The 13,571-nt window shown below is 55.5% G+C and carries 13 protein-coding genes and 1 tRNA gene; 4 read left to right on the top strand and 10 right to left on the bottom strand.

Going from position 1 to position 13,571, the window contains the following annotated elements; translation table 11 throughout:
- Window positions 1–9: 9 nt before the first annotated feature.
- From ACZ5BO_RS12050 to ACZ5BO_RS12040, 3 genes are read right to left on the bottom strand one after another with little or no spacing between them, the layout of a single operon-like run.
- On the bottom strand, window positions 10–381 hold the full coding sequence (locus ACZ5BO_RS12050; protein WP_464699912.1) for a DUF3742 family protein: 372 nt from the start codon (window positions 379–381) through the stop codon (window positions 10–12).
- 24 nt (window positions 382–405) lie between these two features.
- Entirely contained in the window at window positions 406–867 is a 462-nt protein-coding gene (locus ACZ5BO_RS12045; protein ID WP_464699910.1) for a type II toxin-antitoxin system YhaV family toxin, read from the bottom strand.
- A complete protein-coding gene (locus ACZ5BO_RS12040) occupies window positions 867–1,181 on the bottom strand; it encodes a type II toxin-antitoxin system PrlF family antitoxin (protein WP_464699908.1) in 315 nt (104 codons plus the stop codon). Before ACZ5BO_RS12040 ends, ACZ5BO_RS12045 begins: the two co-directional genes overlap by 1 nt.
- A 450-nt stretch (window positions 1,182–1,631) precedes the next feature.
- Between ACZ5BO_RS12040 and ACZ5BO_RS12035 the strand changes: the two genes are divergently transcribed.
- Together ACZ5BO_RS12035 and mobH are read left to right on the top strand one after the other, a co-directional pair.
- Complete coding sequence (locus ACZ5BO_RS12035) at window positions 1,632–2,099, top strand: hypothetical protein (protein ID WP_464699906.1); 468 nt, start codon at window positions 1,632–1,634, stop codon at window positions 2,097–2,099.
- 305 nt (window positions 2,100–2,404) lie between these two features.
- Window positions 2,405–4,075, top strand: a complete 1,671-nt coding sequence (gene mobH, locus ACZ5BO_RS12030; protein ID WP_464701238.1) for a MobH family relaxase — start codon at window positions 2,405–2,407, stop codon at window positions 4,073–4,075.
- A 150-nt stretch (window positions 4,076–4,225) separates the two neighbouring features.
- Here the strand turns inward: mobH and ACZ5BO_RS12025 are convergent, their stop codons facing one another.
- The 3 genes from ACZ5BO_RS12025 to ACZ5BO_RS12015 all read right to left on the bottom strand — a co-directional run bounded on the left by ACZ5BO_RS12025 (window position 4,226) and on the right by ACZ5BO_RS12015 (window position 7,622).
- The gene (locus ACZ5BO_RS12025) at window positions 4,226–5,326 is read right to left on the bottom strand and encodes an arginase family protein (protein ID WP_464699904.1); all 1,101 of its coding nucleotides are present in this window, start codon (window positions 5,324–5,326) and stop codon (window positions 4,226–4,228) included.
- Window positions 5,327–5,337: 11 nt separating this feature from the next.
- Window positions 5,338–6,489 carry a M24 family metallopeptidase gene (locus ACZ5BO_RS12020; RefSeq protein ID WP_464699902.1) on the bottom strand — a complete coding sequence of 384 codons (1,152 nt, stop codon included), beginning with the start codon at window positions 6,487–6,489 and terminating at the stop codon, window positions 5,338–5,340.
- Window positions 6,490–6,593: 104 nt separating this feature from the next.
- Window positions 6,594–7,622 carry an ABC transporter substrate-binding protein gene (locus ACZ5BO_RS12015; RefSeq protein WP_464699900.1) on the bottom strand — a complete coding sequence of 343 codons (1,029 nt, stop codon included), beginning with the start codon at window positions 7,620–7,622 and terminating at the stop codon, window positions 6,594–6,596.
- A 234-nt stretch (window positions 7,623–7,856) separates the two neighbouring features.
- On the opposite strand from ACZ5BO_RS12015, the gene ACZ5BO_RS12010 reads away from it, so the two are divergent.
- Both ACZ5BO_RS12010 and ACZ5BO_RS12005 read left to right on the top strand, forming a co-directional pair.
- The gene (locus ACZ5BO_RS12010) at window positions 7,857–8,774 is read left to right on the top strand and encodes a LysR substrate-binding domain-containing protein (RefSeq protein ID WP_464699898.1); all 918 of its coding nucleotides are present in this window, start codon (window positions 7,857–7,859) and stop codon (window positions 8,772–8,774) included.
- A 94-nt stretch (window positions 8,775–8,868) separates the two neighbouring features.
- The gene (locus ACZ5BO_RS12005; protein ID WP_464699896.1) at window positions 8,869–10,023 is read left to right on the top strand and encodes an alpha-hydroxy acid oxidase; all 1,155 of its coding nucleotides are present in this window, start codon (window positions 8,869–8,871) and stop codon (window positions 10,021–10,023) included.
- A 328-nt stretch (window positions 10,024–10,351) separates the two neighbouring features.
- Here the strand turns inward: ACZ5BO_RS12005 and ACZ5BO_RS12000 are convergent.
- The 4 genes from ACZ5BO_RS12000 to pheT all read right to left on the bottom strand — a co-directional run bounded on the left by ACZ5BO_RS12000 (window position 10,352) and on the right by pheT (window position 13,537).
- Window positions 10,352–10,428: transfer RNA gene (locus ACZ5BO_RS12000), tRNA-Pro, on the bottom strand.
- A gap of 87 nt (window positions 10,429–10,515) precedes the next feature.
- A complete protein-coding gene (locus tag ACZ5BO_RS11995) occupies window positions 10,516–10,872 on the bottom strand; it encodes a MerR family transcriptional regulator (protein WP_007920509.1) in 357 nt (118 codons plus the stop codon).
- Window positions 10,853–11,155 (bottom strand): integration host factor subunit alpha, encoded by a 303-nt coding sequence (gene ihfA, locus ACZ5BO_RS11990; protein ID WP_002553164.1) that lies wholly within the window; start codon window positions 11,153–11,155, stop codon window positions 10,853–10,855. Before ihfA ends, ACZ5BO_RS11995 begins: the two co-directional genes overlap by 20 nt.
- A gap of 3 nt (window positions 11,156–11,158) precedes the next feature.
- Window positions 11,159–13,537, bottom strand: coding sequence for a phenylalanine--tRNA ligase subunit beta (pheT, locus tag ACZ5BO_RS11985; protein ID WP_464699894.1), 2,379 nt, complete (start codon window positions 13,535–13,537; stop codon window positions 11,159–11,161).
- Window positions 13,538–13,571 lie beyond the last annotated feature (34 nt).

Genomic DNA, 13,571 nt, shown 5'->3' with positions numbered 1-13,571 from the left:
GACTTCACGTCACCATTTCGGGAAGCGCTCATCGCTGTAATCGTTGTCAGAATTCATTGGGTCATAGGAAAGGCATTCCTTCGGGTCCTCAGGCCTGCCTGATGAATTCTGGCTCCAATCAGTAGGAGGGCTATTACGAGCGACCCAAGCGGCCGCCAGAGCAAACACGACGATGAGCGCAAGCCTGAGAGCGGCGTAAAACAACAGACCAAAAAACACCAGCCGTAAAAACCAGATCAGGACCTTGGTTGCCTCAATAGACAGGCCTTTGCCATTCAGCCAAACAGCAAGCCGAGCATCACGACGAACCAGGCCTCGCCACACCCCGCCGAACCACCGTCCCAATCGCTCGGCCTTCGTGGGATGCTTGATCTTGCTCATCGCCATCACCTCACACGTTGAACACTATTCCTCAGTGTTGATCCAGTCGGTTCGGCTGGCCGCAATCAAGGCAGCCCAGTCGTCCGGTGGATGACCTTTGCCAAGCATCTTCTCGAATACCGCATAGGGGTCGGACCTGCTGCCTGACGAGCGTAGCGTCTGCTCATCATTAACCCAAGCGAACACGATCACTCTGGCTATGGAGTCATAGCGAAAAAACAACCGGAAGCGCCGACCTATCTTAGCCCGCCTCCAGTGGCGGTGAGCAGGCCCCAATGTGTTGCCTTGTCTGTACTCATCACGCGCTGGATTTCCCGGAACCACCTCGGTGATGAGCTGGCTCAACGCTCGGAACAGCTTGACGTTGGCATTGGCAGCAAAGCCCTCGGGGTCATTCCGCTCAGCTCGCTGCGCCGCCACATGTAGCTTTTGCAACTGCTGCACCACACACTCATGAAACAGCAGCGTCCATCCGTGGCTTTGCATCAAAGCTCCACATCGCCATCAATTGGCGCATCCAGGTCAACGTGAAGCTCAGCGTTTTTCAGCAAGGCTCGAGCAAGATCGTCCGGCAATACCTGCACATGCCGGCCGGCCTCGATATCCGCCGTCAGCAGACTCAGAAAGGCCCCAATCGCCGGGTCTTCATGTTCGTCATCAGCCCGCGACACCACGATCTCGCCGTCGCGCAGATCAAACGCGACCTTGCCACCGGTATCGACGCCCAGAAGCTGGCGGACCGATTTCGGCAACGTGATCTGGCCTTTGGAGGTCAGGGTCGCAAGTTCGTGGATGGGCATGGCAGGCTCCTGTTTGGGTTACGCCCAAACAGTAAGGAACTATTCTTACATCGTCAAGCCAGCTAAATACCAGGGGTTGTGACGCGGTACAGCTCTTTCTTCGAGCGACTCCTGGTACGTGCACTCATCAAAGAGAAGCGCTTGCCCGTCGCATTGACGCTAGTGACGAGGCATCAGTGGATTTATACCGGAGATGTTGTTGGTCAGTTGCTTGACCCGCCCTGTCGCCGCGTCAGGCGATACCTTCGCAGCCTCATCCAGAGCCCTCCCTCGGCGAAGCTGCGACGCATTGATTATCGATGATGCGTCTCTGGATTATTGCTCTTCCCCAACGGGCCTCCGAGCCCTGGGCCGGATGCCTCTTTTTTGCAACCGGAGCATCCCTTCTCTATTCAAAACATCATTCGGAGAAAAGCTGAAGGTGTGCTCCCCTGTGAAGGAGTGTTGATCATGGACGTAGACGTTTATGGAAAGGCCCCCAGTTCGAAGGTGGGTCAATATTTCTGCAACAGCATTGGCTGGTGGAATCCCTTGTGGAGCTACTGCGAGAAAATAGCTCCCGACCTCATCCCAACCGTCAACCTTGGCCACTCCAGGAATGGCTGGGGCCTGACAAGTGATGCATCGCGCACACTGTCAGGTCATTTGATGGCCGCAATCGAATCCGGTCACACAAAGCGCTATGCGGATCGCTATCAGAAAAAGCTGGAGGCGCTACCACTAGAGCCATGCACCATTTGCGGCGCAACGGGTAAACGTACCGAACCACCTCGGACCGGGCCTGGCGAAATGCACTGCAATGGCTGTAACGGATTGGGCCAAGCCTTGAACCCAGCTTGCCACTATCCGTTTGAAGTCGAGAACGTCCAGGCATTCGCTGAGTTCCTAAGGGACTGCGGCGGTTTTGAAATCCACTGAGATCACTGATCCCAAGTTGCTTGTGCGCAGTTGGACGCGCACAGCAACACACTTGATGCCGCCAATACCAAACCAAAGTAGATGGCGGACAGCCTAGTGCCACAAAAGGGTCAAGCAAAGGGATAAATGGACTGAAGCTCAAGGGAAAGGATTCAAGGGGGAAAGGCCCTACCCGAAAGGGAGAAACAACCACCCTGCTCCATCCAAGATCAGGTGCTCACATGCTCCGGATGTTCAAGCGTAAAAAGGCAGCCTCGACTGTTGAACCACCAGAATCCAAAATCCCCCGCGATCCGCCAAGCGGCATGAGGATGGCAGAACCAGCCGAGTCACTGCTGGCTACCTCTCGCCGGCAGAAACTGCTGGAGCATATCTGGCAACGCACCTCGCTTTCACGCGAACAATTCACCTTGCTGTATTTACAGCCGCTACAGCGCTACGCGGAACTGGTCCAGCATTTCCCGGCGTCGGAAAGTCATCATCATGCCTATCCGGGGGGCATGCTCGACCATGGACTGGAGGTCGTCGCCTACGCGCTGAAGTTACGACAATCGCACCTACTGCCCGCAGGCGTCACACCCGAGGACCAAGCTGCACAGGCGGAAGCATGGACCGCCGCCATCGCTTATGCAGCTCTACTGCATGACCTTGGCAAGATCGCCGTTGATATCCATGTCGAACAGGAAGGAGGACGAATTTGGCACCCGTGGCACGGACCACTACAAGGTCCCTATCGCTTGCGCTATCGCAAAGATCGCGAATACCGGCTGCATGGAGCCGCGACCGGACTGCTATACCGCCAAGTGCTCGACGGTCATATCCTCGATTGGCTAAGCCTATACCCCAATCTTTGGACACCACTGCTCTATCTATTGGCTGGCCAGTACGAACATGCAGGTGTTCTGGGCGAACTGGTAATCCAGGCCGATCAGGCGTCCGTCGCTCAGGAGTTGGGAGGTGATCCAGGTAAAGCACTGACAGCCCCACGCAACGCGCTGCAGCGCAAGCTGCTCGAGGGCCTGCGCTATCTGATCAAGGAAGAACTGAAGCTGAACCAAGCCAAAGCGTCAGATGGCTGGCTGACAGCGGACTCACTGTGGCTGGTGAGCAAGACAGTCTCGGACAAGCTACGTGCACACCTGTTGGGCCAGGGTGTTGAGGGTATTCCTACCAGCAACACCGATGTGTTCAACGTATTGCAGGACCACGGCATTCTCCAGGCCACTCAAGACAACAAAGCCATCTGGAAAGCAACTGTCACCCATGGTGATTGGTCACATACCCTGACGTTACTGCGACTGGCTCCAGCACTGATCTGGGAGAAGGATGAACGCCCCGATCCTTATACAGGCACGATCAAGGTAGTGGAGGAAGTGACCGCCGCCTCCACTTCCCCTGTTGGTGCAATTAACGAGCAATTCCCAGTCGACAACCAGCCACCGATCGACCTTCCTTACGGCATCAATGATCTGCCGGAGTTTTTCGGCCCCATCGACTATCCGTCAGATATTCAAGATCAGGACAGTAAGGATCTAACAGCTCACCTACACCCAGCTCTGGACGACTCTCCAGCATCCTCGGAGTACACCCCCCCTCCTTCAGGCGAACACTTCATCCACTGGTTGAGCCAAAGTATCGCGTCCCACAAGCTCATCATCAACGACACAAAAGCCCTGGTGCATACCGTTATCGACACGGCCTATCTGGTAAGTCCAGGCATATTCCAGCGCTACGCACAGGAGCATCCCCAGATAGCTCACTTCTCCAAGCAGGATAAAATTTCAGACTGGCAGTGGGTGCAAAAACGCTTCGAGCAGTTACAGCTACATCGTAAACAGGCCAACGGTTTGAATATTTGGACCTGTAAGGTGACAGGAGCGCGTAAGTCCAGGCGACTGCATGGCTACTTGCTCAAAGATCCTGGCTTATTGTTCGCACAATTACCGTTGAACAATCCCTATTTGGTGCTGGCATAAAAGATTGCTATCGCTCACAGCTCAGTAGAGCACCATGGAGATGTCTACGGTGCCGGGGGCAGTCCAATGAGTTTGCAAGGTGTCTAGAGAATCCGGGGCGATTCAAATCGAATGGCCGCTACGGCGTACAAGACTCTGAGATGATGCCCCTCAAGCTCGCACCAAACGCCCCCCAACCTCCTCCAAGCGCCGCTTCAGGTCCAGGAAATCCCGCGCATCTCGCCCCACTGACTCTGGCAAATAGGCCAATGGATCCGGCAACGACGAGGGGCGGTCAAGAAATCCCTCGGTCGCGGCATGCAGACAAAAAGCACTATAAGCCGGGTTGTAACCCCCCTCCTGCACCACCAGCAGACGTCCTTCACACAACTCGTTGGCCAATGCCCGCGCCTGTCGCGCCAACCGGTTGAAGCCCTGCATCGTTAGTAACTGGCGGCCATTGGGATCAAACTGTGAAGCGTCCAGGCCGTTGGCGATAATCAATATATGAGGTGCGAAGTGGCGCAGGAGTGGCGTCGCCAACTCCACTAGGACTCGCTCATACAAGAGATCACCCGAGCCCATTGGCAAAGGCAGATTCAAGTTGTAACCCAACCCGGCCCCTCGTCCAATCTCCTCAACACCTCCAGTCTGCGGATGACTTTCACCCCAAGCACCGTGATCCATATGCAACGAAACAGTGAAGACCGTCGGATCCTCATAGAAGCCTTCCTGGGTACCGTTGCCGTGATGTACATCCCAATCAAGGATCGCCACCCTCTCGACTCCACTTGCCTGCAGCGCTCGGGCAGCGATGGCTACATTGTTGAGAAAGCAGTAACCATCAGCCCTAGCGGGCATCGCATGATGGCCCGGCGGCCGAACCAGGGCCATCGCCGGTCTACCACTGCTCAGTACACTCTGCCCCGCGGCGACGCTGGTGCCAGCGGCCGCCAAAAAGCCGAATAGGCTGCCAGCACTCATCAGAGTTGTTGGACTAAAGCGACGCCCTTCTTGATTCGCCTCAATGAGTTCATCGAGGTAGCTCGCTTCATGAAAACGCAGTACTTCCACAGCCGTCGCATGGCGACCACGGTGCCAACGCAAACTAGCGGCAACAGGACCTGACTGTAAGATTGCCCGCATGTTGAGCAACCTGAAGATGCCTTCCGGATGTTGCATCTGCTCAAACAGTAGAGGACTCGCTGGTGCTTCAAATACCCCAGCACCGGTTTCGTGGCGCAGTACGTCGTCATGCCAAAAGATGTCCATCAGGCAGATTCTCAATCAATGATCACCAACTCAGGGGGCAACGCGGACAAACTGCTTGAACCTTCCGAACTACAAAGCACCGTATCGCCTAACTTGATACCGAAGCCCTCGTCATACAGCGATAGATTCGGCTCAATGGAGAACGACATATTGGGCTCAAACACATGGTCGTCCATGGCGTCGAGCGTCATGGCTTCAGTCCAAGTCGAGGGATAGGCCAAGCCCAAACTACAGCCAATGCGATGTACACGAGTACGTGAGAGATCAATACGATCAAGTATTTCGTTGCACACCCGATTAACCTCGCCAACTGGGGTACCAGGCTTGGCCGTATCGATGGCGGCACCGAATGCTTCAGTAAGCAAAGTTGAAACTTCTCGCACACGTAGGGTTGGCCTCCCAACAACGGCCGTGCGCATCAGGGTCGCGTGATAACGGTTGCAGACACCTGCGTGCTCAAGAACCACAACATCGCCATAGCTGATGGTCTGTCGATGAGGCATTACGTTAGGCATGGTGCTACGTCGGCCCCCTGCACACATTGGGCTGATGGCGGCATTTTCACTACCTGCTTTACCCAAGGCTTGAGCAACAATACCGGCCACTTCCACCTCTGATATACCAGGGCGTAAGGCGTCAAATGCTGCCTGCATACCAAGATCCGCCATGCGTGCCGCGCTACGTTGATAGGCAATTTCCTGGGGGCTTTTAATCAGACGCTCTTCAGCGACGACCAGAGAAGCATCCTTGAAATGCGCCTCAGAGAGGTAGCCGCACAAGGCTTGAAACTGCAACGGCGAAAATGTCGAGGCAGACAACTCAAGTCCAATCCGGGCATGACTCAAGCCAGCCTGGGCTAGCATTTCTGCGACGATGCGCAGTGGATCTTCCTTGGCGATATCGTAGAAGATCGCATCCTTAATACATGACAACTCCCACGTGCAAGACTCTTCGCTGGTGCGAGTAATGAAAATCGGCTCAGCTAACTTCGGCGAAATGATCAATGCTTGGTACCAAAGAAAGCCCAAGCTATCGAAACCCGTCAGGTAGTTGATATTCGATGGATTATTGACCACCAAAGCTTCCAAAGCCTGGTCGATAAGGCGGCGTTTTATCGCCTCGATACGATCAATATATGTCTGAGTTGGAAAAGCTGTGAGCATGGAAATCCCCTCTGGAATTCAGCTCTTGGAGATGAGCTGTCCGCACCGTTTACTGTTCGGTATGCGTATCCTCTGCCCGACACTTCAGTGCCGGGCAGTTTGCTTTACCGCGCTGCCCAAGCGTTAAAGCGCTCTTCAAGCTCTGTCCCGTGATCAATCCAGAAGTCGCTATCAACCTTCAGGGCCTGAGCCAAGTTCTGCTCAGAGGTAGGAAAACTATTGCGCGTTTCGGGAGCGATCAGTTCCATGGTCTGCTTATGAGTGGGACCGTTGAACATCTTTTCGGCGAATATTTTTTGCTGCTGCGGCAAGCTCGCAAACGCTATGAACTTCAGCGCTGCTTCCTGGTTCCGGCTGCCTTTGACTATGGCCCAGCTATCCATGTCATAGAGACTGCCATTCCACACTAACGGGAAGTCGTACCCCTCCTTTTGGGCACTGATTGCCCGGGTGATGTACACAGACGTCATGCTGACATCTCCAGCCGCCAGCCATTGCATCGGCTGAGCGCCTGACTCCCACCACTGTATCTGTGTTTTGATCTGATCCAGTTTGCGAAAGGCCCGGTCTACGCCACCGGCTTGTCGCAGCACCTGATAAACCTGATCACGTGGCACGCCGTCGGCCATCAGGGCGATTTCCAGAGTCAGCTTCGCGCCTTTGCGCAGAGCCCGCTTGCCAGGAAAGCTCTCCAGATCCCAAAGGTCCGCCCATTCTTTTGGGGCTTTCGACACCGCTTTAGGGTCATAAACCAAAGCCGTAGACCAGATAAAAATACCGACCCCACATTCGCTCACCCCGTCGTCCACAAAGTCCTCCTTGAGCACTCCAGGAATCGCCGGCAAGCGCTCGAACAATCCTTCCTCGCATCCGCGCTGCAACTCGGCATGGTCAACCTCAACGACATCCCAAGTAACGCTTCGGGTATCCACCTGAGCTTTGATCATGCCGATTTCGCCGTTGTATTCCGCTGCTCGCACGGCTACAGAATGCTGCCTCTCAAAAGGGGTGTAGAACGCCTCCTGCTGAGATTTTTTGTTTATTCCACCCACGGAAACCACCGTCAATGCCTCGGCTTGGGCATAGGTGCAGAAGGTAGCCAGGGTCAAACTGGCTATAACGGTTTTAAACATGGCAGATCATCCTTTTTCTTGTTTTAAAAAACCTCGAAGACGATGCTAACCAACGCGACAACGCAGCATCGGGAATAAAAAGCTCAATCTACGGGAATCTTTTTCCCCGGGCCGTATACGGATAGGGCTACTCAAATCACTCAAGCACCGTAAGATCGAAGCCTGAATAGACCTTAAACAAGGCTAGAGACCTGAACGATCGTTCAAATTCTAGTATTTAGGAGTCCATTAAGAATGAAGAGCTGCAACGACTATCGACTCCCCTCTCTCGATGCGCTGCTTGCCTTTCAGACTGCAGCGCAGTTGAAGAGTTTTGAGCGTGCAGCCGAAGCCCTGTCGCTCACCGGAAGCGCACTACGAAAACGTATAGCGGGTCTTGAGCAACTGCTTGGCTTGGTGTTGTTTGATCGTCAAGGCGGCACCCTGGCGCTGACTGCTCAGGGGCAAATTTACCTAGAGCAACTTACACCTGTACTGACTCAACTGATCGCCATCCCAGTTCATCAACGCCCAGCACAACGCAAGCAGCGCCTGACACTCAGTTGTCCACCTACGTTTGCCCGTCAGATCCTGATCCCGCGCCTTGCAGAACATAGCCAGCAGTACCCAGACATCGATCTGGAAATTCAACTAAGCGCTCCCATGTCTGGAACTGACACACCGCAGCGAGACATCCAAGTATGTGGTGACAGCGCTACAGTGGAGCCTCAACAAAGGCTACTCGACGAGCTCTTGCAACCCTTGGCTGCACCAGAACTGCTGAGCCGTTACCCAGATATACAGCTGCCGAAGGAATTCGCTTGCTTGCCGCTGATGCGCTCACCGCTAGAGCCTTGGCAACCCTGGTTTCAAGAAGCGCATCTAGCCTTGAGCGAGCCAGACCACGGACCGTCCTTACTCGATCTGGGCATGATGCTAGAGGCTGCGGCCAACGCTCAGGGAGTCGTCCTTGCGCGGCCATCGCTTGCACGTGATTGGCTGGCCAGCGGGCGACTGGTCGCGGTCGGCAATGTTCGCAGCGCACCTTCATACCACTACCAACTGTACATGCATCAGCGATCAGAGACGGCACAAGCTTTCAGTCACTGGCTGACACAGATATGCCATGAAGCAGTGGAGCACGGGCAACGTTACTTGGCTGATCCGCACTAAGGAAAAACCGGCTCGGTAGATGCGAAATTATTTCCCTGCTGACGATTTATCAGGAGGTTAGGCTGACTCTGAACATCACTCGGGAGCAGTCCAATTGCCTATCGTTACTTGCATCGAAGACCTGCGCAAAATAGCGCAGCAGCGTGTACCACGCATGTTCTATGACTACGTCGATGGAGGCTCTTGGACCGAAAGTACCTACCACGCTAACCAGGACGATTTTGCAAAGATCAAACTGCGCCAGCGCGTTGCAAGAAATCTCGAAAATCGATCGCTTAAAGCTAATCGACTGGGCATCGATATGGCTATGCCACTGGCCATAGCGCCTACCGGATTGGCTGGGATGATCCGTGCGGATGGTGAAATCCTTGCGGCGCGTGCTGCGACTGCGGCCGGTATTCGCTACACACTGTCAACGGTCAGCATCTGCTCACTGGAAGACGTCGCCGACGCAATCGAGGCACCTTTCTGGTTTCAACTCTATGTAATGCGTGATCGTGACTTTGTCGGCCGACTGATCGATCGGGCTAAAACTGCAGGCTGCGACGCACTGGTACTGACTCTCGACCTACAACTGAGCGGTCAACGACATAAGGACCTGAAAAACGGCCTCAGTACCCCGCCACGCCTAACTGCCTCCAACCTTTTGAACATCCTGACTAAACCACGCTGGATCAAAGGCATGCTCAGCACTCGCCGTCACTACTTCGGCAACATCATGGGACACGTTGATGGCGTGGATGATTTGCGTCAGTTGGCCGATTGGACCTACGAGCAGTTCGACCCAACACTGTGCTGGGACGACATCAAGTGGATCAAGGATCGCTGGGGCGGAACACTGATTCTGAAAGGCATTCTCGATGTTGAGGACGCACACCTGGCCGTTGCCAGTGGCGCAGATGCATTGATCGTCAGTAACCACGGCGGGCGTCAGCTAGATGGTGCCCCTTCCAGCATCAACATGCTGCCGGCCATCGCTCAAGCAGTCGGCGGGCAGATTGACGTCTGGCTCGACAGTGGCATTCGTAGTGGCCAGGACGTGATCAAGTCGCTGGCTCTGGGGGCTCAGGGCGCCATGCTCGGGCGCGCCCATCTTTATGGACTGGGAGCAATGGGCGAAGCAGGAGTGGCGAAAGCATTGGAAATCATTGCGACAGAAATGGACCTGACTCTCGCGCTTTGCGGATACACCGATGTACAGCAAATTGATCACAACATCTTGTTACCGGGAACTTATCCAAAGCCCTGATAAATCTGAAAGCCATCGCACTCGGGCTAAGGCATAGAGGCGTCTACGAAACTCGGGGCGATTCAATCCTCGAGCAAAGGACCATCAAGATAAACAACGATCTTCCAATCCTTGAGGCCGTTTTTACCAGTGAGGCGACCCTCAACTTTCTCGGTTGCCGGAGCAGCCGCCAGAAGTAAGAGCAAGAAATACAGCAAGCCGCCCCCCCCTAATTAGAAAGCTGTGTGCCAGCAACTCGCAGAAAAACTGTGTGGGGGGAAATGTAGGAGTATTTTCCGGACATGAAAAAGCCCAACCTGTGAAGACTGGGCTAAGTCATTGAAAAATATGGTCGGGACGGAGTGATTCGAACACTCGACCCCTAGCACCCCATGCTAGTGCGCTACCGGACTGCGCTACGCCCCGACTAGGCGTGAAACCTGTTTCACTTCTCAGGAAACGTTGAGGAATATACCGCAACCTTTTGAAAAGTGGAAGTATTTAAACACTGAATTATTTCTTGAGCACCACAAGCACATCTTCCAGCTCGGAAATCATCTGGCGGATCAGTTGCTTGTACTGAGTGGTGTCGTCTTTGGCCTCATCACCAGACAAACGCAGGCGCGCTCCGCCGATGGTGAACCCCTGATCGTACAGCAACGCGCGGATCTGCCGGATCATCAGCACATCCTGGCGCTGATAATACCGGCGATTTCCGCGGCGTTTGACGGGGTTGAGTTGAGGAAACTCCTGCTCCCAATAACGCAGCACATGCGGCTTGACCGCACAGAGCTCACTGACCTCACCAATGGTGAAGTAGCGTTTACCCGGGATGACCGGGAGCTCGTCGTTATGACTTGGTTCCAGCATAAGCCTCAACTCGGGCCTTCAACTTCTGCCCTGGACGAAAGGTGACCACACGGCGAGCCGTGATCGGGATTTCTTCACCCGTTTTCGGGTTGCGGCCAGGACGCTGGCGTTTATCCCGAAGGTCGAAGTTACCGAAACCGGACAATTTGACCTGTTCGTTGTCTTCGAGAGCGTGCCTGATTTCTTCAAAGAATAGCTCGACCAATTCCTTGGCCTCGCGTTTATTCAGGCCTAGCTCTTCGTAGAGACGTTCGGCCATTTCAGCTTTCGTCAGAGCCCCCATACGTCACTTCCTTAACGTGGCGTTCAACCTTTGTTCGAGCGAGGTGAGGATGTTTTGCGTCGTGGAGTTCACCTCATCGTCATTAAGAGTGCGCGATGGATGCTGCCAGGTCAAGCCAACGGCCAGGCTTTTTCTATGCGGATCAATGCCTTTACCCTGATACACGTCAAATAGCCTGAGGTCCGTCAGCCATTCACCTGCATTCTCACGGATTACGTCCATTACCGCACTGGCTGCCACGTCACGATCGGCCAGCAGCGCCAGGTCACGGCGCACTTCCGGGAAACGCGACAGTTCGTGGAACTTCGGCAAACGGCCTTGGGCCACTTCACTCAGGACCAATTCGAACACATAGACCGGACGATCCAGGCCGAGGTGCTTGGCCAACTCAGGGTGAATGGCTCCCAGGTAGCCGACTTCACGACCATCACGCTCGATACGTGCAGTCTGGCCAGGGTGCAGGGCAGGATGCTTGCCCGGAGCAAAGGTAAATGCATCCAGCGCACCCGCAAAGCCCAGTACCGCCTCGACATCTGCCTTGACGTCAAAGAAGTCCACACCATCACGGCCCTGTGCCCAGCCTTCTGGCAAGCGGCTGCCACAAACGACACCGGCGAGCATAGGCTGCTGCTTCAGGCCTTCCAACTGACCGACAAAACGCAAGCCGCTTTCAAACATGCGGACGCGGTCCTGCTGGCGGTTCAGGTTGTGTTGCAGCGCCTTGACCAGGCCAGGCCACAACGAGGAACGCATGGCTGCCATGTCCGCCGAAATCGGATTGGCCAGCAGTAGCGGTTCGACGCCTGGGTTGAACAGCTCAAACAGTTTCGGATCGATGAAGCTATAGGTGATCGCTTCCTGATAACCACGTGCCACCAACAAACGGCGCAATGCCGGCAGGTCACCTTGGGCTTCCGCCTTGGCCTGAGGAGCAAGGCGCGCCTGCGGGTAACGAACCGGCAAGCGGTTGTAGCCGTAAAGACGTGCCAGCTCTTCGATCAAGTCGACCTCAAGGCTGATATCGAAACGATGACTTGGCACCTCGACACGCCATTGCCCCGCCCCATCAGCGGTCACGGTCAGGCCCAGACCGGTGAGCAGACGCTCCACCTCGGGACCGTCGAGCTCCATGCCCAGCATCTGAGTAATACGCTCGGCGCGCAAAGTCACAGGCGCTACGGATGGCAGGTACTGTTCGCTGACGGTCTCGATAATCGGACCGGCGTCGCCTCCTGTGATTTCCAGCAGCAGCCCCGTAGCACGCTCCATGGCCTCACGGGCCAGTTGCCAGTCCACACCACGCTCATAGCGATGGGAGGCATCGGTGTGCAGGCCGTAGGAGCGGGCCTTGCCGGCAACCGCGATCTGGTCGAAGAAAGCGCTTTCCAGGAACAGGTCACGGGTCGTTGCAGTAACGCCGCTGTGCTCTCCCCCCATCACGCCGGCAATTGCCAGGGCCCGGGTGTGGTCAGCGATCACCAGGGTATCGCTGCGCAGCGCGACTTCCTGACCGTCCAGCAGTACCAGCTTCTCGCCCTCTTCCGCCATCCGAACACGAATGCCACCGTTGATCTCGGCGAGATCGAAAGCGTGCAGCGGCTGACCCAGTTCAAGCATCACGTAGTTGGTGATATCCACTGCTGCATCAATGCTGCGTACATCGGCACGGCGCAAGCGCTCGACCATCCACAGCGGAGTCGGCTTGGACAGGTCGACATTACGAATCACTCGGCCCAGATAACGCGGGCAAGCTGCAGGTGCCAATACTTCTACAGGGCGCACTTCATCATGCACCGCCGGGACCGCTTGCACTTGCGGACGCCGCACTTCAGCCCCGTAGAGGGCGCCGACTTCACGGGCCAGGCCAGCCAACGACAGGCAGTCACCGCGGTTCGGAGTCAGGTCGACCTCAATGCTGGCATCTTCCAGATTCAGGTAGACACGAACGTCCTCCCCTACTGGCGCATCAACCGGCAGTTCCATCAGACCGTCATTGCCTTCACCAATCTGCAGCTCCGCCTGGGAGCACAGCATGCCGTTGGACTCAATGCCACGTAGCTTGGCCTTCTTGATCTTGAAGTCACCCGGCAGCTCGGCACCGATCATCGCAAACGGGATCTTCAGGCCAGGGCGCACATTGGGCGCGCCACAAACAACCTGGAAAGTTTCCACGCCATTACTGACCTGGCAAACCCGAAGTTTGTCGGCATCCGGGTGCTGCTCGGTGCTCAGCACCTCGCCCACCACGACACCACTGAAATCACCGGCGGCTGGTGTAACGCTGTCAACCTCAAGACCGGCCATCGACAGACGAGCTACCAGCTCATCGCGACTTACCTGCGGGCTAACCCAGCCGCGCAGCCATTGTTCACTGAATTTCATCCTGCTCTCCTAATAGATTCGTTACGGACGCGCG

This window comes from Pseudomonas sp. FFPRI_1 (assembly GCF_055384485.1).
Note: the sequence above shows the minus strand (reverse complement) of the source record. Positions and strands in the feature narration are given on the sequence as shown.

Bases quoted from the DNA above. Each gene is read 5' to 3' on its own strand.
- ACZ5BO_RS12050 (WP_464699912.1), bottom strand. From the start codon at position 381: ATGAGCAAGATCAAGCATCCCACGAAGGCCGAGCGATTGGGACGGTGG.
- ACZ5BO_RS12045 (WP_464699910.1), bottom strand. From the start codon at position 867: ATGCAAAGCCACGGATGGACGCTGCTGTTTCATGAGTGTGTGGTGCAG.
- ACZ5BO_RS12040 (WP_464699908.1), bottom strand. From the start codon at position 1,181: ATGCCCATCCACGAACTTGCGACCCTGACCTCCAAAGGCCAGATCACG.
- ACZ5BO_RS12035 (WP_464699906.1), top strand. From the start codon at position 1,632: ATGGACGTAGACGTTTATGGAAAGGCCCCCAGTTCGAAGGTGGGTCAA.
- mobH (WP_464701238.1), top strand. From the start codon at position 2,405: ATGAGGATGGCAGAACCAGCCGAGTCACTGCTGGCTACCTCTCGCCGG.
- ACZ5BO_RS12025 (WP_464699904.1), bottom strand. From the start codon at position 5,326: ATGGACATCTTTTGGCATGACGACGTACTGCGCCACGAAACCGGTGCT.
- ACZ5BO_RS12020 (WP_464699902.1), bottom strand. From the start codon at position 6,489: ATGCTCACAGCTTTTCCAACTCAGACATATATTGATCGTATCGAGGCG.
- ACZ5BO_RS12015 (WP_464699900.1), bottom strand. From the start codon at position 7,622: ATGTTTAAAACCGTTATAGCCAGTTTGACCCTGGCTACCTTCTGCACC.
- ACZ5BO_RS12010 (WP_464699898.1), top strand. From the start codon at position 7,857: ATGAAGAGCTGCAACGACTATCGACTCCCCTCTCTCGATGCGCTGCTT.
- ACZ5BO_RS11995 (WP_007920509.1), bottom strand. From the start codon at position 10,872: ATGCTGGAACCAAGTCATAACGACGAGCTCCCGGTCATCCCGGGTAAA.
- ihfA (WP_002553164.1), bottom strand. From the start codon at position 11,155: ATGGGGGCTCTGACGAAAGCTGAAATGGCCGAACGTCTCTACGAAGAG.
- pheT (WP_464699894.1), bottom strand. From the start codon at position 13,537: ATGAAATTCAGTGAACAATGGCTGCGCGGCTGGGTTAGCCCGCAGGTA.